This window comes from Streptomyces atroolivaceus (assembly GCF_000717025.1).
Classification (GTDB): Bacteria; Actinomycetota; Actinomycetes; order Streptomycetales; family Streptomycetaceae; genus Streptomyces; species Streptomyces atroolivaceus.
In genome coordinates this window covers 187,854-206,358 of the sequence record NZ_JNXG01000002.1, presented here as the reverse complement: position 1 = coordinate 206,358, position 18,505 = coordinate 187,854, and the positions used below count along the sequence as shown (strand labels likewise).

At 73.6% G+C, this 18,505-nt stretch carries 15 protein-coding genes; 4 read left to right on the top strand and 11 right to left on the bottom strand.

All coding sequences use genetic code 11. The annotated features are described in order from the left end of the window. Window positions 1-34: 34 nt before the first annotated feature. From OO67_RS04155 to OO67_RS04140, 4 genes are all read right to left on the bottom strand, one after another. The gene (locus OO67_RS04155) at window positions 35-949 is read right to left on the bottom strand and encodes an SDR family oxidoreductase (RefSeq protein ID WP_033297330.1); all 915 of its coding nucleotides are present in this window, start codon (window positions 947-949) and stop codon (window positions 35-37) included. Window positions 950-1,178: 229 nt separating this feature from the next. Next, a complete protein-coding gene (locus tag OO67_RS04150) occupies window positions 1,179-1,724 on the bottom strand; it encodes a TetR/AcrR family transcriptional regulator (protein WP_033297328.1) in 546 nt (181 codons plus the stop codon). 12 nt (window positions 1,725-1,736) lie between these two features. Next, window positions 1,737-2,318 (bottom strand): sugar O-acetyltransferase, encoded by a 582-nt coding sequence (locus tag OO67_RS04145; protein WP_033297326.1) that lies wholly within the window; start codon window positions 2,316-2,318, stop codon window positions 1,737-1,739. A gap of 66 nt (window positions 2,319-2,384) precedes the next feature. Beyond that, complete coding sequence (locus tag OO67_RS04140; protein WP_033297324.1) at window positions 2,385-3,563, bottom strand: hypothetical protein; 1,179 nt, start codon at window positions 3,561-3,563, stop codon at window positions 2,385-2,387. Window positions 3,564-3,627: 64 nt separating this feature from the next. On the opposite strand from OO67_RS04140, the gene OO67_RS04135 reads away from it, so the two are divergent. Then, a complete protein-coding gene (locus tag OO67_RS04135; protein ID WP_033297322.1) occupies window positions 3,628-6,093 on the top strand; it encodes a helicase C-terminal domain-containing protein in 2,466 nt (821 codons plus the stop codon). Window positions 6,094-6,295: 202 nt separating this feature from the next. On the opposite strand, the gene OO67_RS04130 is transcribed toward OO67_RS04135, so the two are convergent. From OO67_RS04130 to OO67_RS04105, 6 genes are all read right to left on the bottom strand, one after another. Next, window positions 6,296-7,081: a uracil-DNA glycosylase gene (locus OO67_RS04130; protein WP_033297320.1), complete on the bottom strand. Its 786-nt coding sequence runs from the start codon at window positions 7,079-7,081 to the stop codon at window positions 6,296-6,298. Window positions 7,082-7,110: 29 nt separating this feature from the next. After that, entirely contained in the window at window positions 7,111-8,370 is a 1,260-nt protein-coding gene (locus tag OO67_RS04125) for a glycerate kinase family protein (RefSeq protein ID WP_033297318.1), read from the bottom strand. Window positions 8,371-8,436: 66 nt separating this feature from the next. Then, the gene (locus tag OO67_RS04120; protein WP_033297316.1) at window positions 8,437-9,852 is read right to left on the bottom strand and encodes an SLC13 family permease; all 1,416 of its coding nucleotides are present in this window, start codon (window positions 9,850-9,852) and stop codon (window positions 8,437-8,439) included. A gap of 111 nt (window positions 9,853-9,963) precedes the next feature. Continuing rightward, on the bottom strand, window positions 9,964-10,623 hold the full coding sequence (locus OO67_RS04115) for a response regulator transcription factor (protein ID WP_033297314.1): 660 nt from the start codon (window positions 10,621-10,623) through the stop codon (window positions 9,964-9,966). Continuing rightward, the gene (locus tag OO67_RS04110) at window positions 10,620-12,134 is read right to left on the bottom strand and encodes a sensor histidine kinase (RefSeq protein WP_382055284.1); all 1,515 of its coding nucleotides are present in this window, start codon (window positions 12,132-12,134) and stop codon (window positions 10,620-10,622) included. The genes OO67_RS04115 and OO67_RS04110 overlap by 4 nt, the downstream gene beginning before the upstream one ends. Next, complete coding sequence (locus OO67_RS04105; protein ID WP_033297313.1) at window positions 12,079-12,453, bottom strand: hypothetical protein; 375 nt, start codon at window positions 12,451-12,453, stop codon at window positions 12,079-12,081. Before OO67_RS04105 ends, OO67_RS04110 begins: the two co-directional genes overlap by 56 nt. A 191-nt stretch (window positions 12,454-12,644) precedes the next feature. Here OO67_RS04105 and OO67_RS04100 point away from each other — a divergent pair, with 191 nt between their 5' ends. Further along, window positions 12,645-14,288, top strand: coding sequence for a DNA repair helicase XPB (locus OO67_RS04100; protein WP_033297312.1), 1,644 nt, complete (start codon window positions 12,645-12,647; stop codon window positions 14,286-14,288). 45 nt (window positions 14,289-14,333) lie between these two features. Here OO67_RS04100 and OO67_RS04095 read toward each other — a convergent pair whose 3' ends face one another. Continuing rightward, a complete protein-coding gene (locus OO67_RS04095) occupies window positions 14,334-14,525 on the bottom strand; it encodes a hypothetical protein (RefSeq protein WP_033298661.1) in 192 nt (63 codons plus the stop codon). Window positions 14,526-14,888: 363 nt separating this feature from the next. Here OO67_RS04095 and OO67_RS04090 point away from each other — a divergent pair, with 363 nt between their 5' ends. Together OO67_RS04090 and OO67_RS04085 are read left to right on the top strand one after the other, a co-directional pair. Continuing rightward, the gene (locus tag OO67_RS04090; protein WP_033298660.1) at window positions 14,889-16,997 is read left to right on the top strand and encodes a HelD family protein; all 2,109 of its coding nucleotides are present in this window, start codon (window positions 14,889-14,891) and stop codon (window positions 16,995-16,997) included. Window positions 16,998-17,366: 369 nt separating this feature from the next. After that, entirely contained in the window at window positions 17,367-18,353 is a 987-nt protein-coding gene (locus OO67_RS04085) for a lytic polysaccharide monooxygenase auxiliary activity family 9 protein (RefSeq protein ID WP_033297307.1), read from the top strand. Window positions 18,354-18,505 lie beyond the last annotated feature (152 nt).

Below are 18,505 nucleotides of genomic sequence, written 5' to 3'. Positions count from 1 at the left end.
TACGTCGTCACCGTCGGCACGATCCGTGACCGGATCAGCGGTAGCGGCTCGCGTCGGCGGGCTTGCCGGGGTCCTGGACCTCGGTGATGTACCGCCAGGCGTCCGGCCGGCTGCCGTCGACGTCGGTGAAGCCGTACTCCTGGGCGAGCCCCCCGCTGGACAGCGACCGGCCGTTCCACCGGCTCACCCCGGGATCGGCGGCCAGCGCGACGACGGCCCGCCCGGTGTAGGACGGTGTCTCGGAGATGCAGAAGTGCGGCACGCGATCGAGTGCGTCACGCCAGGTCTCCTCGGTCACTCCGAACTGTTCGAGCATGATCTCCGAGCGCATCCACCCGGGCGTCAGCGCCACCGCCGTGGCCCCGCGTGGGCCCAGTTCATGGCCCAGGGCGAAGGCCATGCGCAGGACGGAGGACTTGGCGAGGTCGTAGAAGAACGAGACCCGGTAGGTCTCCTGGTTGTACTCCGCCGTGCCGTCGGTGACCTCGACCACCAGTCCGCCCCGGCCGCGCAGCAGGAGGGGGAGAGCGTGGTGGCTGGTGATCGCGTGGGTCTCGACGGCGAGCCGCAGCAGCCGCAGCCCCTTCTCCAGGTCGTGCTCCCACACAGGGGCGTCCCAGTCGAAGAGGTGCTCGCCGCCCCAGATGTCGTTGACCAGCAGGTCCAGTCGGCCCTGTTCCGCCCCGATGCGGTCCACCAGGGCTTTGACCTGCGAAGGAACCAGGTGGTCGGTGGGCACGGCGATGCCGTGGCCTCCCGCCGCGGTCACCAGGTCCGCGGTGTCCTCGATGGTCTCGGGACGGTCGTACTCCGATCGCCCCGCCCGCGTACTGCGACCGGTGACGTAGACGGTGGCCCCGGCCGCGCCGAGCTCGACCGCGATCCCTCTGCCGGCTCCCCGTGTCGCCCCCGCGACGAGGGCGATCTTCCCGTCGAGTGCCCCTGACATACGTGTCCTCCTGGTCCAGCGCGCCGCTCCGGCGCCCGTGCGGGCGGCGGAGACACCATGCTTTCCCGGAAACCGGACATCTTGTGTCGCCTTTCCCCCGCTTGTCCGCAGCGGCTTCCGGAGGAGGGCTGATGCCTGCGGGGTGCGGTGTCAGGTCCGCACCCCGCAGGCGGTTCGGGTGCCGTACGCCGGCCTGCGCTCCGGCTGCCGTCCCGGCCTGCGCTCCGGCCTAGGCGCCGGACGTCATCCGGTGTACCGCCAGCCGCGTCAGCTCGCGGCTCTGCGGCTCGGTGTCGAGCGACCGGTGCAGGGCCAGCCCTTCGATCAGCGCGTCCAGCTGGCGCGCGGTCTCCGGGTCGAAATGCTGCTCCAGCAGGCGGCGGCTGCGGTTCATCCACGCGTGGGTGAGCTCGCGGTACTCGTCGCGCCGGGCGGCCAGCGTGTAGAGCTCCTGGGTGAGGACCAGGTCCCGGCGGGGGCCTTCGGAGAGCACGTGGATGAGGTCGGTGACCGCCTCCCGGGCCTCCTCGGGCGTGCCGACCCGTCCCAGGTGCAGCTCGAAGACGGCCACGATGTGGTCGGCGAAGCGGGTGAAGGCCTCGCGCAGCAGGTCGTCGATGCCGCTGAAGTGGTACGTCATCGAGCCCAGCGGCACATCGGCGCGGTGGGCGATCTTGCGGTGGGAGACACCGACGACCCCCTCCTCGGCGATGTGGTCGAGGGTGGCGGCGAGGATGCGCTCGCGCCGCTGCGGGTCCGTGCGCCCGGTGGCCATGGGACGGGCGGCTCAGACGCTGCGGATGACGCGGGCGGGATTGCCCACGGCGACGACGCCGGCGGGGATGTCCTTCGTGACGACGGCTCCCGCGCCGATCACGGAGTTGTCGCCGATGGTCACCCCGGGGCACACGACGACTCCGCCGCCGAGCCAGACGTTGTCACCGATGGTGATGGGGAGCGCGGCCTCCAGCTTGTCCCGGCGGGGCTCCGGTTCCACGGGGTGGGTGGGCGTGAGCAGCTGGACGTTGGGGCCGATCTGGCAGTCCTCACCGATGGTGATGCGCGCGACGTCCAGCGCGGTGAGGTGGTAGTTGACGAAGGTGCGGGCACCGATGGAGATGTTGCTGCCGTAGTCGACGTACAGCGGCGGGCGCAGGTCGACGCCTTCGCCCACCGAGTCCAGCAGCTCGGCCAGGATGGTCCTGGCCGCGTCGGCGTCCTCCGTGTAGGCGGCCTGGAAGCGGGCGGCGAGGCGCATCGCGTGCTGCTGCCGCTGCGCGATCTCCGGATCGTCGGCGATGTAGAGGTCGCCCGCGAGCATGCGCTCGAGGTTGGTGCGCGGATCGTTGGCGAAGTAGTCCGTCGGCATGCGTACGATCGTACACCCCCGAGGTGTACGAACGTACACTTGCTTCGCCGTGCGCGCCCGCCACCCTCATCCCGCCAGCCGGCGGGCACGCCACACCAGGTAGAGCGCCGACGTCACCGCCGCCACCCGCACCACGACGGGCCAGAGGTCCGTCATCGCGTCACCCATCGCACCGCTCGCGAGGGGTTCGCCCCAGCGGCCCTCCATACGTCCCCACAGCCAGGCGAAGGCCCCGGCGACGACCACACCCGGCAGGCCCAGCGCGACCCACTTCGCCTCCGCGCGCGAGAACTTGCGCGAGCTGTACGCCAGCAGCCAGCCGCCCGCGAGCGCCAGCCACTGGCCGGACACGGCACCGGCCACGAGCAGCGCGGCGGCCAGCAGCAGCAAGGGGTTCGAGAGACGGGGCCGCACGGGCGCGCCGTCGTCCGCGACGGCCCTCGCGCGGCGGCGCAGCCGCAGCTTCCTGCGGGGCCGGGGCACGGACGGTGGCACGGCCTCCTTCTCCCCCGCCGCCGGCTCGGCCTCCTCCGCCTCCGCCGGGGTGCGCGGCCCCGGGGTCTTCGGGGCGCTCGGCATCCCGAACAGCTCCGGGCTCTCCAGCCCGCCCACGAACCCGGGCACGGCCGTGCCCGGACCCACCGCGCCCGGCGCGCCCATGGCATCCTGCGCGCCTTCGCCGAAGGGCCCCGGCTCGATCCGCCACCACTCGGGCTCGCCCTCCGACGGGGCCTGGCCGAGGCCCGCCATGTGCGGCGCGGACGCCGACGGCCAGTCCGGCGACGGCTCCCCTGACACCGGCTCGCCCGGCACCGGCGCCCCGGGGTCCGGCTCCGCACGCACCGGCTCCGCCCGCCCCGGTGCCGCGCTCCCGGGCTTCCCGGTCTCCGGCGACGCGCCCTTGCGCGAGGCGTCTTTCCGGAGCACACCACGCCGCGCCCGCGGCACCCCGCGGGGCTCCTTCGCGCCCATGGCCGCAGCCGTCCGGGGCGACGGCAGCGGCACCGTCCCCTCGCCCGACTCGGCCGCCGCGGCCACGAGTTCGTCCGGGGCGCCGATCCTGCCGAGGATGCGCCGGACCACCGCCGGCGAGTCCGAGCCGTCCGTCCCGCGCTGCCGGTCGATCTCGCCCCGCAGCGTCGCGACGAGTCTCATCCGGGCGCCCGAGGACAGCTGTTGCTGCTGCGCCAGGTCACCGACCCGGCTGAGATAGTCGTAGACCAGCCGGTCGCTCTCGATCCCCACGCGATGGTCCTCCCTCCACCCGCCCTGCCCCGACGGTAGCGTTCCAGGGGCTACCGTGGGACGGATGGGGACGACCACACCACCGCGCACGCTCGCCGAAGCCCTGCGCGCCCGGGGCGACGAATCGCTGGCAGGGCTGCTGCGCGCCCGCCCCGACCTGCTCAGCCCCGTGCCGAACGACATCACCCAGCTGGCGACGCGGGCCGGCACGCGGGCCTCCGTCGTCCGCGCGCTGGAGCACCTCGACCGCTTCGCCCTGCAGACCGCGGAGGCGCTGGCGGTGGCGCCGGACCCGGCTCCGTACGACACGCTGCTCGCGCTCCTCACCGGCGACGGCCAGGGCGACGGCGACGGGCGGGACGACGCGGGCGCGGCGATCACCGCCGCGCTGCCCGGCGCCCTCACCACCCTGCGCGAACAGGCCCTGGTCTGGGGCGAGGACACCGGGCTGCACCTCGTACGCACCGCGCGGGAACTGCTCGCCCCGTCCCCGCAGCACCCCTCCCCCACGGGCCTGGGCCCGACCGTCGCCGAGGCCACGGCCGGGATGTCGCCCGGCAGGCTGCAGGAGATCCTGGCCGCCGCAGGGCTGCCGGCCACCCACGACCCGGTGTCCGCCGTCGCCGCGCTGGCCGGACTCTTCACGGACCGGACGAGGATGGCGGAACTGCTGGACACCGCCCCGGTCGAGGCGCTGTCCGTGCTCGACCGGCTGGTCTGGGGGCCGCCCTACGGGGAGGTCACCCCGAATCCCGCACCGCCCGTGCAATGGCTGCGCGACCGCGGGCTGTTGCTGCCCGTGTCGACGCGCACCGTCGTCCTGCCGCGCGAGGCGGCGCTGCACCTGCGGGCCGGCCGCGCCCACCGTGTGCCCGAGCCCGTGCCGCCGGCGCTCGTCGCGGCGGCGGAGCGGGATCCCCAGGCTGTGGACAGAGCGGCGGCGGGCCAGGGCTTCATGGCGCTCTCCACCGTCGAGGACCTGCTGAAACTCTGGAACGACGGCGGCCCGGCCATCCTGCGCGCGGGCGGCCTGAGCGTGCGCGAGCTGAGGCGGACCGCCGGTTCGCTCGACGTCTCCGAGCCCGTCGCCGCGTTCTGGATCGAACTCGCCTACGCGGCGGGCCTGCTGGCCTCCGACGGACAGACCGACGAGCGGTACGCCCCGACGCCCGCCTCCGACGAGTGGCTGGACCTCCCCGCCCAGGACCGCTGGACCCACCTGGCCACCGCCTGGCTCGCCGCCACCCGCACCGCGGGCCTGATCGGGGGCCAGGACGCGAAGGGCCGGGCGCTCTCGGCGCTCGGCCCGGATCTGGACCGCTCGGCCGCCCCCGAGGTACGCCGCCGGGTCCTGGCCCTGTTCGCCTCGCTCCCGCCGGGCACCGCCCCCGACCCGCAGACCGTGCTCGCCCGGCTCCGCTGGGAACGGCCGCTGCGCACCTCAGGACCGGGCGGCCCGGCAGTCCCTGGCGGCGCCTCCGACCTCCGCTCCCGGATCGCCCTGTGGACGGTCGACGAGGCCGAGCTCCTGGGCATCACCGGCCGCGGGGCCCTCTCCTCCCAGGCCCGCGCGCTGCTCGACGAGGGCCCCGACGAGGCCGCCGCCCGCCTCGCCCCGCTGATCCCCGAGCCCCTGGACCACGTGCTGCTCCAGGCCGACCTGACGGCGGTCGCCCCCGGCCCGCTGGAACGCCCCCTCGCCGAGATGCTCTCGGTGCTGGCCGACGTCGAGTCCAAGGGCGGCGCGACGGTCTACCGCTTCACCCCCGGCTCCGTGCGCCGTGCGCTCGACGCCGGGCGGGCCGCGACCGATCTGCACGCCTTCCTGGCCACCCACAGCCGTACGCCGGTGCCCCAGCCGCTGACCTACCTCATCGACGACGTGGCACGCCGCCACGGCCATCTGCGGATCGGCGCCGCCTCCGCGTACGTGCGCTGCGACGACGAGGCCGTGCTCAACGAGATCCTGGCCGACAAGCGCTCGGCCACCCTGCGGCTGCGCCGGCTCGCGCCGACCGTCCTGGCGGCGCAGACCGACCCGGGTTCGCTCCTCGAAGGGCTGCGCGAGATGGGGTATGCCCCGGCCGCCGAGTCGGCCGAGGGCGACGTCCTGATCACCCGGGCGGGCGCCCGCCGCACTCCGCCCCGTACACCGCCCGTTCCCGTCCCCGAGGGCCCGCCGGTCCCGGACACCACACTGCTGACCGCCGCGGTCCGGGCCGTCCGGGCCGGTGACTCGGCGGCCAGAGCCGTCCACAAGGACACCTCGGAGACGGCCGCGGCGGGCTCTCTCCCCCGCACGACCCCGGCCGAGACCCTGGCCACGGTGCAGGCGGCGGCGATGACCGGCTCGGCGGTCTGGATCGGCTACGTCAACGCGGAAGGCGCGGCCAGCCAGCGTGTGATCGCCCCGGTCAAGGTCGAGGGCGGCTTCGTGACGGCGTACGACCACACGGCCGACGAGGTCCGGACGTATCCGCTGCACCGGATCACGGGCGTCGCCGAGCTCGCCGACGAGCAGCCGACCTGATCCCGGGGCTCAGGCGGGTCCATGTCCCGGAAGCGCTCGAAGCTCTCCGTCCCGGTCGCGCCCTTGTTCCACCCGACGGTCAGGGTGTTCCCGCTCTGCTTCGGGTTGCCCCCACGGCCTTGTCGGCGACCCGGGCACCGTGCTGCTCGCCGCCTGCCTGCCGGCCGGGGCGGTGGCCACCGGCCTGCCGGTGGAAGGGCCCTCAGACGGCAGGGAGCCCGCCGACGGCCGCGGCCTCTCGGAGCACGTCGACGAGCATCGGCATGGTGAGCCGGCCCGTGAAGGTGTTGCGCTGACTCGGGTGGTAACTGCCCAGCAGGTGCAGTTCCTGCCTGCGCTCCGTGGCGGGCAGCACGACGTGCGCACCGTGGCCGAAGGCCGGACGCGGGCGCGGCACGCTCCAGCCCGCCTCCGCCAGGACGGGGAGCAGGGCCTGCCAGCCGAACCCGCCGAGCACCACCACCGCGCGCAGCCCCGGGCTCAGCAGGTCCAGTTCGGCGGCCAGCCACGGGCGGCAGGTGTCGCGTTCCCCCGGGGTGGGCCTGTTCGCCGGGGGCGCGCAGTGCACGGGGGAGGTGAGCCGCACACCGTGCAGGGTGAGCCCGTCCCCGGCGTGTGACGAGGCCGGCTGCGAGGCCAGGCCCACGGTGTGCAGGGCGGCGAAGAGGAAGTCACCGGTCGCGTCGCCCGTGAACATCCGGCCGGTCCTGTTGCCCCCGTGCGCGGCGGGCGCGAGACCGACCACCGCCACCGCGGCGTCGGACGGCCCGAGGCCGGGGACGGGCCGCGCCCAGTAGTCCCGGTCCCGGAAGGCCGCGCGCTTGACCGCGGCGGCCTCCTCCCGCCAGGCCACCAGCCGGGGACAGGCGCGGCACCCCGTGAGGAGCGCGTCCAGATCGGCGAGGGCGGTGCACCCCGGCGCGTGGTGGGCGGGGAAATCCGGGTCGTCGGGGCCCGGTACCGCACCTGCCGTCTCCGTCGCGTCCATTCCTCCACGCTACGGCCCCCCGCCCGCCCTCACCCGGCCTGTGCCAGCACCTCGCCCGGAGCCGCCGCCCGGGTGCCCGGCGTGCCGGTGGAGGTGAGGCCGATGCCGAGCAGCACCATGCGCAGCGCACGCTCCGAGGCGTCGGCGAGGAACTCCCCGCCGCGGCTGAGCGCCTCCGCCAGACCCACCGGTGCGGGCAGGATTCCGCTGTACGCGTCGACGCCGGATTCCCGTACCTGCTGGGCGCCGTCGCCGATCGTCCCGGCCAGTGCGAGCACCGGACGGCCGAAGAGCTTGGCCCGGCGTGCCACCTCGGCCGGGACCTTGCCGCGCGGGGTCTGCCGGTCGAGGGCGCCCTCGGCGGTGATCACCAGGTCGGCGCGGGCGAGCCGGGCGTCCAGGTCGAGGTGGTCGAGCAGCACCTCGAAGCGCGGGAGCAGCCGGGCGCCGAGCGCCGCGAGCCCCGCGCCGAGCCCGCCCGAGGCACCGGTGCCCGGCCCGTACCGCAGGTCGGGCGGAGCCGCCCCGTCGGACGCACCGCACAGGCGAGGGCGTACGTCACGGGCGAGTACGCCCGCCCAGTGGTCGAGGGCCATGGACAGCTCCTCGACCTGGCCGGGGGTCGCACCCTTCTGCGGGCCGAAGACCCGGGCCACGCCCTGCGGCCCGCACAGCACGTTGTACGGATTGCACGCGACGAGCATCTCCGCCTCGGAGAGCCGGGGGTCGAGACCCGAGGTGTCGATGCGGGCGAGGCGGCGCAGTTCGCCTCCGCCCTGGGCGAGTTCGCGTCCTTCGGCGTCGAGGAGGCGTGCTCCCAGCGCCTGGAGCGCTCCGGCGCCGCCGTCGGAGGTCCCCGAGTCCCCGCAGCCGACGAGGATGCGGTGCGCCCCGGCGTCCAGCGCGGCACGGATGAGCTGGCCGACCCCGTACGTCGTGGTGGTCACCGGGTCGCGCCGGTCCGGCGGCACCAGGCCCAGACCGGCCACCGCCGCCATCTCCACGACCGCGGTGCGCGGCCCGTGCGCCGGCCCGCCGAGCAGGGCGAAGTGCGTGTCGACCGGGTCGCCGACCGGCCCCGTCGCCGTACGGCGCACCAGCCGTCCGTCCGTGGCGGCGGCGAGGGCTTGTGCGGTGCCCTCTCCGCCGTCGACGAGCGGGATCAGATCGATCTCGGCGTCGGGGACCACACGCAGCAGCCCCTCCGCGATGGCCTGGGCGGCTTCCTGCGCGGACAGGGACTCCTTGAAGCCGCTGGGGGCGATGGCGAACCGGTACGTCGCGGACATGAGTGCTCCTGGATGGCAGGTGACAGGTGGGAGAGGGGTCGGCGAGAGGGCGGGCGGGCGCCACGGTCAGGGCGCCACGCCCAGCAACGGCCAGACCCCGAGCGCGAAGAGCAGCACGACCGCGGCGGTCAGCGGTGCCAGCACGGCCGACAGGCGCAGCAGGTCGCGCGGGCCGTACGTCGGGATGCCCGGGACGTCGGCGAAGAGCGTCACGGGCTTGGCCGACGCGGGCAGGGTGTGGCAGAAGCCGGCGGCGGCGGTGGAGGCCAGCGCGGCGGCCACCGGGTTGACGCCGAGTCCCACGGCCGCCGCCACCACCAGCGGCACCAGCACGCTGGAGCGGGCGGAGCGCGACTGGAGCACCAGATGGGCCGCGGTGCTGAGGGCGACGACGACCGCCAGGAACACCCACGTGGGTACTCCGGTGCCGGTGGGCAGCCCGGAGACGAGCCACTCCGCGGCTCCCGACTGCGTGAGCGCGGCACCCATCGCCATCGTCGCCGCCATGAACAGCAGCAGTGACCACGGCACCGTCGTCAGGGCGTCCTTCAGGCGGACGGTGCCCAGCGCCGGTGAGGCGGCGACCACCGCGCCGATCAGGGCGACGAGGGCGGGCGTCACACCGTGCAGCGGTTCGCTGCACCAGAGCACCACCACGGTGCCGAGCAGCATCGCGCACCGTGCCTCGCCCGGTTCCAGCGGACCGGTCACCGGCTTGTCGCTGTGCTGCTGGATCTCCTCCACGGAGATGTCGACCGGCCCGCCCCGGTCCGCCCGCCGCGTCGTGGTGAGCAGCACCAGTTCCGCCGCGAGGTGGGAGGAGACGACGGCCAGCGGCAGCCCCAGCAGGAGCCACTGGGTGAAGCCGATGCGCTGCCCGGTGGCCTCCCACAGCACGGACACCGTGATCAGGTGCGCGCCCGCCCCGATGAGGGTGGCCACCGCCGACAGGAGGATGACCGTGGGGAAGAGCAGCGCCAGCATGACCACCAGCCGCTTGCGGTCGGCCAGCGCCTTGGCCAGGGCCAGGAAGACGGGCAGCGCGAGCGCCGCGCGGCCCGAGGTCGCCGGAACCGCGAACGCGGTCAGCACCAGCGCGGTGGTCGTCAGGTGCACGAGCTGCCGCACGGTGCGGGCGCCGCCGACCAGGAAGGCCGCCGCCCGGCCCGCGAGCCCGCTGCGCGACACCGCGGCGGCGATCACGAAGGCGCAGATCAGCAGCCAGACGGTCGAGTCGCCGAGGGTCGCGAAGAGGGTGTCGCTGCTGATCACTCCCGCCGCCGCGAGCACGAGTCCGGCGCCCAGCGCTATGTACGTGTCGTCCACGGACGTCCCGATCCACGCACAGGTGGCGAGGGCGAACACCACCAGCGTGATCCGGGCGTCCGTGCCGAGGCCGTGGGCGAGTCCGGGGACGAGCAGAACCGCGCACACGCTCAGCGCGACGCATGCCGACACGGCCTGACGGGCGGTCAGGGTCACCTTGGCTCCTCGGGGTGGATCCGGGCCGGTCCCGGCCCTTCCCCGACAGTCTCCGAAGCCACGGTGAGCCCCTGATGAGCCTTCCATGAAGGAAAGTTCATGCAGGCGCGGTCACCGCATCCGGTACCCCATGCCGCGTACGGTCTCCAGCCGCTCGGCCCCGAGCTTCTTGCGGAGCGCCCGTACGTAGACGTCCACGATGTTGGACCCGGGGTCGAAGTCGTAGCCCCACCCGTGCGACAGGATCTGCTCGCGTGACAGCACCTGGTCGGGATGGCGCAGGAAGAGCTCGAGGAGGACGAACTCCCGCGCCGTCAGGTCCACGGTGCGCTCCGCGGCCCTGGCCCGCCGGGTCCGCAGGTCCAGGGTCAGGTCCCCGCTGCGCAGTACGGTCACCTCCGGCACCCGTGCCGCGGTGCGCAGCCGGAGCCGTACCCGGGCCAGCAGCTCCTCGAAGCGGAACGGCTTGGTCATCCAGTCGTCCGCGCCGCCCTCCAGGCCGGCCACCGTGTCCCGTACCGAGTCCCGCGCCGTCAGCACGATCACCGGGGACGTCACCTGGGCCTCCCTTATCTCCCGGAGCACCGAGAACCCGTCCAGGTCCGGCAGTCCGATGTCCAGGACGATCAGGTCGAAGCCGCCCGTGCACGCGTAGTCGACGGCGGTGCGCCCGTCGCCGGCCACCGTCGTGGTGAAGCCGTTGGCCCGCAGGCCCTTCTCCACGAAGGCGGCGATCCGCTCCTCGTCCTCGACGATGAGGATCCGGCTCACAGTCCGACAGCCTCCACATCAGGTTCCGCGACGGGCACACAGGGCAGCAGCAGGGCGAAGGTCGCCCCGCCGCCGGGGGTGGGGCGCAGCTCGACGCGCCCGCGATGGCCTTCGGCGATGGCTTTGACGATCGACAGCCCCAGCCCCGCGCCGCTGCCGCGCGAGCCGCGCCGGGAGGCGCCGCGCCGGAACCGCTGGAAGATCACCTCGGCGTCCTGGGGGCGCACGCCGGAACCGCTGTCCGCGACGTACAGCTCCACCTCGCCGTCGTCCGTGAACCGCGAACCGATCCGGACCGTCGCGCCTGGAGCCGTGTGCTGGACCGCGTTCTGCGCGAGCTGGACCATCGCCTGGGTGATGCGCTGCGGGTCGAGCAGCGCCCAGCCGTCGGCACCGCCGTCCAGGTGCCAGTCCCGCCGCCCCAGCGCCCGTACCTTCACATAGACGTCCGCGGTCAGCTCGGCGAGCTGGACCGGTTCGGGGGTCGTGAAGTCGGAGCGTTCGGCCTTGGCGAGCAGCAGCAGGTCCTCGACGATCCGGCTCATCCGGTCGAGCTCGTCGGTGACCAGCCGGACCGTCTCCTCGCGTTCGGCCGGGTCGTCGCCCATCAGCTCCAGATGGCCGCGCACGATGGTGATCGGTGTACGGAGTTCGTGGCCGGCGTCGTCGATGAACTGCCGCTGGGTGCCGAACGCGCGCTCCAGCCGGTCGAGCATCGCGTTGAAGGTCTCGGCGAGCGCCGAGATGTCGTCCCGTCCGTGGATGGGGATACGACGGGTGAGGTCCTGCTCGGTGAGCTGCGCCGCAGTGGCGCGCACCAGCCGGACGGGCGCCAGTATGCGCCCCGCCACGACCCAGGCGATGCCCGTGGTCATCAGCAGGGCGACGCCCGAGATCGCCAGCAGGACACGGAAGACGCCGTTCACCACGGCCCGCTCGCCGTCCGCGTGGAACGCGACCACGAAGGTCCCCTGCGGGTCGGCGCCGGCGCTGCCCACGTCGACCTTCGCCCAGCGGATCTCGCCCCGGGGCCGTTGCAGGGTCCCCGTGCTCTCCGGTGACCCGGTGATCTCCTTGAGCGACGCGCGGTCCCTGTGGAGGGGCAGGCCGGTGGAGATCTCGCGGTTCTGCCGGAGCGTCGAGGAGCCGGAGGGGCCGGAGACGACCGCGAGCAGCTCCTCACCGGTGTCCGCGTACTGCCGCTGGAGGTGGACCTCCAGCAGCCGCTGCGGCCCGGCGAAGGGGGTGCCGGTGTCGGGGTCCTTGCCGTGCTCGACGAAGTTCGCGAACTCGCGGGTCTCCTGGGCGAGCAGCGTGCTGATCCGGTGGTCCAGGTCGGTCAGCAGGATGGAGCGGGTGGTGGCGGCGACCGCGGCGAGTGCCACGGTCATCACCACCAGCAGCCACAGGAGGATGCGGACCCGGGCGGAGATCCGGTTGCCCGCCGGTGGCGGCTCACCCGTCGTCGTGGCCGTCGTCGGTCCCGGGGGTGCTGTCGTCGTTGTCGTCATCGTCGTCGTCACTGTCGGTTGCGGGCGGCTGCGGGACGACGACGTCGCTGGGCGGTGCCGTCGGCGAGCCGCCGTCGGGCACCGCCGTGACGCCGTCGCCCGGCTCCGCACCGGTGCCGGGGCCGCCCGGCCCGCTGGGGCTCGGGCGGCCCGTCGTGTCCGGATCCGGACTGCCCGAGGGCGAGCCGGTGTCCAGCTCGACCCGGCTGGGCACCTCCGGGCGGGCAGGACTGTCGGCCAGCGCGTAGCTGGTGGCGGCAATGCCCAACGGGATCGCGACGACGGCTGCCAGGGTGGCGATACGGTGCGAGAAGGCCATGTGCGGAGCCTGCCCGCCGGACCGGCGGGGCTGGATGAAGCGAAGATGAAGAAACCTTCATGTGGGCTCACGCGTGCGGTCCTCGCTCATGCCCACAACGTAGCCGCCCGGTCGCGGCCCTGATGCGGCACACTGGACGTTTGGCCGTTCGCACCCGGGCGGCCACCCCACGCCGGAAAGGGCCGACGCGCGTGACCGGACCCCTCATCGTCCAGAGCGACAAGACGCTGCTCCTCGAAGTCGACCACGAGCAGGCCGAGGCCTGCCGCCGTGTCATCGCGCCCTTCGCCGAGCTGGAGCGTGCCCCCGAGCACATCCACACCTACCGGGTGACCCCCCTCGGCCTCTGGAACGCCCGCGCCGCGGGCCACGACGCCGAGCAGGTCGTCGACGCGCTCGTGGAGTACTCGCGCTACCCCGTGCCGCACGCACTCCTCGTCGACATCGCCGAGACGATGGCGCGGTACGGCCGCCTCACCCTGTCCAAGCACCCTGTCCACGGGCTGGTGCTGACCTCCAACGACCGGCCGGTGCTGGAGGAGATCCTCCGCTCGAAGAAGGTCCAGCCGCTGGTCGGGGCGCGCCTCGACCCGGACACCGTGGCCGTGCACCCCTCCGAGCGCGGGCAGATCAAGCAGACGCTGCTGAAGCTGGGCTGGCCGGCCGAGGACCTCGCCGGGTACGTCGACGGTGAGGCGCACCCGATCGATCTCGACCAGGACGGCTGGGCGCTGCGCCCGTACCAGAAGCAGGCCGTCGAGGGGTTCTGGCACGGCGGCTCGGGTGTCGTCGTCCTGCCCTGCGGCGCGGGCAAGACGCTGGTCGGCGCCGGAGCCATGGCCGAGGCCAAGGCGACCACGCTGATCCTCGTCACCAACACCGTCTCCGCGCGGCAGTGGAAGCACGAGCTGGTGAAGCGGACCTCGCTGACCGAGGAGGAGATCGGCGAGTACAGCGGTACGCGCAAGGAGATCCGGCCGGTCACGATCGCCACGTACCAGGTGCTGACGACCCGCCGTAAGGGGATCTACCCGCACCTGGAGCTGTTCGACTCCCGCGACTGGGGGCTCGTGATCTACGACGAGGTGCACCTGCTGCCCGCGCCCGTCTTCAAGTTCACCGCCGACCTCCAGGCCCGCCGGCGCCTGGGGCTCACCGCGACGCTGGTGCGCGAGGACGGCCGCGAGTCGGACGTCTTCTCGCTCATCGGGCCCAAGCGGTTCGACGCCCCGTGGAAGGAGATCGAGGCGCAGGGCTACATCGCGCCCGCCGACTGCGTCGAGGTCCGGGTGAACCTCACGGACTCGGAGCGCCTCGCCTACGCGACGGCCGAGGCCGAGGAGAAGTACCGGTTCTGCGCGACGACCGCGACGAAGCGGAAGGTCACCGAGGCGCTCGTACGCAAGCACCGGGGCGAGCAGACCCTCGTCATCGGTCAGTACATCGACCAGCTCGACGAGCTCGGTGAGCACCTGGACGCCCCGGTGATCAAGGGCGAGACGAGCAATGCGCAGCGCGAGAAGCTGTTCGAGTCGTTCCGGCAGGGCGAGATCAGTGTGCTGGTCGTGTCCAAGGTCGCGAACTTCTCGATCGACCTCCCGGAGGCGACGGTCGCCATCCAGGTGTCGGGAACGTTCGGCTCGCGCCAGGAGGAGGCTCAGCGGCTCGGACGGGTGCTGCGGCCGAAGGCCGACGGCCACGAGGCACGGTTCTACTCGGTGGTCGCCCGCGACACGATCGACCAGGACTTCGCGGCGCACCGTCAGCGCTTCCTGGCCGAACAGGGGTACGCCTACCGGATTGTCGACGCGGACGAGCTGCTGACGGAGAGCTGACAGGGGACGGGGAACGGGGACAGGGGACGGGGCCGGGCCCGGGGCTCAGCGGTGGCGGCGGATCACACCGGCCTCCTCCGCGTACTCACCGAGGACGGCCACACCGAACGCGGTGCGCGCGAAGACCGAGACGGCGCGCACCGCGTCTCCCATCCGGTGGCTGTGCGGTCGACCGGTGGCCGCGGTCGCGCCGTGCGCGGGCCCGGTCCTGCGGGGGTCCAGATAAAGGGTGCTCATGCCTTCCATGGTGCTCCGCCCGGCCGCGCCCCGGCATCGGCCTGCGGGCCGAAGCGTGTACGGGCCCGGGTAGGCCGGAGGTCGCACGCCGTCCCCTACGGGGCGGACACCGCGCCCGTCTCCAATTCGTTCGACCCCGGGGACCGCGGTCGATACAATCGCCGGTCTGCCCGCCTCCCGCACCGTGGTACCGGCCAGCCCTCGAGCGGCCGGCAGCCGGGGGAGCGCCGCCGACCGGACGGAAACCGGCCGACAACAGCCGCACGCGCCCGCGCGCGTGCGCATCTCTGTGTGAACGTCCCCGAGCGGACCGGGCGGCCGGCCCTGTCCGCCGTCCTGCGTCGAAAAGCCGGAGGCAACACCGTGCCCGCGCACGAAGAGTCAAGCAATCCACTGGTCAGGGAACGGGCGCACCTCGCCGCGTCCCGTGCCGCGCTGCGCGCCATGCGCGAGGACGTGCAGGCGCTCGACATCCGCGACGTCACCGCGAACTGGGTCAACGCCGAGGTCCTGCAGTCGCAGATCGACGACCGCATCAAGTCGCTCGCCGACCTCGCCCACACACCGCTCTTCTTCGGACGCCTCGACTACCAGCACCTGGTCGGCACCGAGACGGCGGAGGGCGCATCAGGAGGGGTGGCGCGTAGCGCCCCGGCCGGGGGCGGTTGTGGGCGACGGGAGGGGGAGCGCTTCTACATCGGACGCCGTCACGTCCACGACGCCCACGGCGACCCCATGGTCATCGACTGGCGCGCACCGGTCTCCCAGCCGTTCTACCAGGCCTCCCGGAACAACCCGCTGGACGTGGACCACCGCCGCCGGTTCGGCTACACCGGCGGAGAGCTCACCGCGTACGAGGACGAGCACCTCACCGATCCGACGGAGACCGAGCAGACCAGCAAGCTCCTCCAGGCGGAGATCGAGCGGCCCCGCGTCGGCCCGATGCGCGACATCGTGGCGACGATCCAGCCCGAGCAGGACGAGATCGTCCGCAGCGATCTCGGCGGGACGGTCTGCGTCCAGGGCGGGCCCGGGACGGGGAAGACGGCGGTGGGCCTGCACCGGGTGGCGTACCTCCTGTACGCGCACCGCGAGCGCCTCGCCCGCACCGGCACCCTCGTCGTCGGTCCGAACCGGTCGTTCCTCCACTACATCGAGCAGGTCCTGCCCGCGCTCGGCGAGATGGAGGTGCGGCAGGCCACCGTCGAGGACCTGGTGGCGTCACGCGTCGAGGTGCGCGGCACGGACGAGTCCGCCGCAGCGGTGATCAAGGGCGACGCGCGGATGGCGGAGGTCCTGCGGCGGGCCGTCCGTTCGCACGTGACGACCCCGGCGGAGCCGGTCGTGGTGGTGCGCGGCTCCCGCCGCTGGCGGGTCCCGGCCTACGAGATCGAGGAGATGACCGTCGAGCTGCTGGCCCGGGACATGCGGTACGGCGCCGCCCACGAGGCCCTTCCGCAGCGCATCGCGCACGCCGTCCTCGTACGGATGGAGGAGGCCGGCGAGGCCCCGGACGACCGGGTGCAGAACGCGGTGGCCCGCAATCCGGCGGTGAAGGCGGCCGTGAAGGCGATCTGGCCGGCGGTGGACCCGGCGAAGCTCGTGCTGCGGATCCTGACGGACGCGGAGTTCCTGGCCACCCACGCGGAGGGGCTCCTCACGGGCGACGAGCAGAAGCAGATTCTGATGGCCCGGCCCGCCCGCAGCGTGAAGTCGGCGAGGTGGACGGCGGCGGACGCGGTCCTGATCGACGAGGCGGCCGACCTCGTGGCCCGGACGCACTCCCTGGGCCACGTCGTCATCGACGAGGCCCAGGACCTGTCCCCGATGCAGTACCGCGCGGTGGGCCGCCGCTGCTCGACCGGCTCGGCGACGGTCCTCGGCGACCTGGCGCAGGGGACCACGCCCTGGTCCACGCGGAGCTGGGAGCAGGCGCTGTTCCATCTGGGCAAGTCGGACGCGGTGGTGGAGGAGCTGACCGCGGGCTTCCGTGTGCCGCGCGAGGTGATCGCGTACGCCTCCCGGCTGCTCCCCTCGATCGCGCCGGGCCTCGCCCCGGTCGAGTCGGTGCGTGAGGCGCCCGGCTCCCTCGCGGTACGTGAGGTGGCGGTGGCGGACCTGGACGCCGCGGTGGTCGCGGCCTGCGAGGAGTCGCTGCTCCAGGAGGGCTCGATCGGCCTGATCGCCGCCGACGCCCGCATCCCGGCGCTGTCGGCGGCGCTGGCGGCGGCCGGCCACAGTTTCCTCTCCCCCGGCCAGGAGACGACCGCCGAGTCCCGGCTGACCCTCGTCCCGGCCTCGCTGGCGAAGGGCCTGGAGTACGACTACGTCGTGCTGGACGAACCGGCGGCCGTGGTCGACGGCGAACCCGACGAACGCACGGGCCTGCGCCGCCTGTACGTGGCCCTGACCCGCGCGGTCTCGGGCCTCGTGGTCCTGCACGCGGCACCGCTTCCGGATCAACTGGGTTAGTTCACCGGGCGGTTGGTGGTGGCAGGGCGCACGCGCACCCGCCCCGTCACCACCACGCGACCGCACGTCCCCTTCTTTCACGGGAAGTTGCTACAGCCACCGCACGGGGCGTTTACAGACCACCCGGCGCGCGCTACGTTTTTGGGAGCGCTCCCACACGCCGCTCTCCCCCCACCCGCACGACACGACGACAGGCCGGCCACCGAGCCCGGCCGGATCGACGCGAACCGCACCGGCAGGTCCGCCCGCTGCCCCGGCGTGCCTTCCGGCCGGCTGTACCGACACGCCTCGCCCCGGTGCTCGGGCTCCTGCGCGTGGGGGCCACAGGGTCATCTGCCCCAACAGAGAATCCCGAAGGAGACCAACCTCATGGCCATGCGACACATCATCCGGAGAAGCGCCCGAACGCGCGCGCCTCGCACGCTGAGCTTCCTGGGAGCCGGCCTCCTGGCCCTCACCCTGGCCGGTCTGCCCACCCCCGCGTCCGCCCACGGCGTCGCCATGGATCCGGGCTCACGCAGCTACCTGTGCTACAAGGACATGATCGCGAGCGGGAACCAGACCCCGTCCAACCCGGCCTGTGCCGCCGCGGTCGCGGCGACCGGCACCACGCCGCTGTACAACTGGTTCGGCGTCCTGGACTCCAACGGCGGCGGGAAGACCAAGGGGTACATCCCCGACGGCGAGCTCTGCAGCGGCGGCCACAACGGCCCGTACAACTTCTCGTCGTACAACGCGGCCCGCAGCGACTGGCCGACGACCCACCTCACCGCGGGCACCACCACCCAGGTGAAGTACAGCAACTGGGCCGCCCACCCGGGCAGGTTCGACGTCTACATCACCAAGAACGGCTGGTCACCGAACCAGACCCTGAAGTGGGACGACCTGACACTCACCCAGACCGTGAACAATCCGCCGCAGGCGGGTGGCGCGGGCTCGGACGGTGGCAACTACTACTGGAACCTCCAGCTCCCGCAGGGCAAGACCGGCAAGCACATGATCTTCATCCACTGGATCCGCTCGGACAGCCAGGAGAACTTCTACTCCTGCTCCGACGTCGTCTTCGACGGCGGCAGCGGCGAGGTCACGGGCATGAAGGGCAGCCGGATGTCGGCGGACGAGCTGGCGGAGGCCGCGGAGAAGGCCGGGACGCCTGCCGTGCCGGCCCACGCGGAGCACGCCGGGCACGCGGCCGAGGCCGGTGAGGCCGGCCTGGTGTCCGCCACCGCCGACTCCTCGGCCGGCTACCTGCCCGCCGCGACGGCGGTCTCCCTGACGGGCGCCGCCCTGATGTTCGCCGCGGGAGCGGTGGCCCAGAACCGGCGCCGCCGCCGGGAGGCCGGGCAGGACCGCTGACGGGGAGGAGCCCTTCGTGGCCCCGGGCCGGTGACCAAGAGGGACCGTCCGTGGCCCCGGGCCGGTGACCACGAGGAACCGTCCGTGGCCCCGGGGCGGTGACCACGAGGAACCGTCCGTGGCCCCGGGCCAGTGACCACCGGCCCGGGGCC